General features: G+C 54.3%; 1 protein-coding gene. It reads left to right on the top strand.

Features of this window, described 5'->3' with window-relative positions:
* Positions 1-173: 173 nt before the first annotated feature.
* Positions 174-613: hypothetical protein (locus PKE99_RS39325; RefSeq protein ID WP_271215148.1), on the top strand; the 440-nt coding region annotated here is incomplete at its 3' end.

Raw genomic sequence — 613 nt, 5'->3', positions numbered from 1 at the left:
GGCGTTCGGGCGCGCTTAGAAACGAGACCTAGAATTTGACGCCGTCCCGCACTCAGTGGCGCTGAAACATAGATGTCCAAGCATGTATTTCATGAAAAAGGCAGCGCCTGACCGTAGGCATGCCCAAACTCTGCTATTTTTCTAAGCTATTGGAAAGCTGATTTCGAATGCGTGTGGACGTCCCCTACGATTTGTCGCCGGTTAGCCTCGCGGGGTTCGCCTGCATGCTCCGAGATCTTCCAGACGCAGCCGAAAACGAGTTCCACTTTGGCGGCGAGCGTTGGTTTCCCCCATTTTCCATCCTGCTCCTTTCTGCTCTGCTTCGCCAGTTCCGAGGCAATCGACCAGCAGCTCGTCGACGAGCACGGGATCATGAAAATCACTCATACGCGGCGCATTTCGGCTTTTTCCGATCTTTCGGTCTTCAACATGGAAACGCCCCCGGTGAGGCACCTGGAAGTTCTAGGTACGTTCCGATCAGCGAGCTTGATGTCGCTGAGATTCGCCAAGAGGCATTCGACTCTTTTCAGGAAGTAGGAGACGTAATTGAGGGGAAAGCCGCCGAGCTTGCTGGACTACTGACGCGCCATCAGCTGGGAGAATTGCAGGATAC

It is taken from the genome of Pseudonocardia halophobica, assembly GCF_027922425.1.
Taxonomy (GTDB): domain Bacteria; phylum Actinomycetota; class Actinomycetes; order Mycobacteriales; family Pseudonocardiaceae; genus Pseudonocardia; species Pseudonocardia halophobica.
This window is presented reverse-complemented; position numbering and strand designations above follow the sequence as displayed.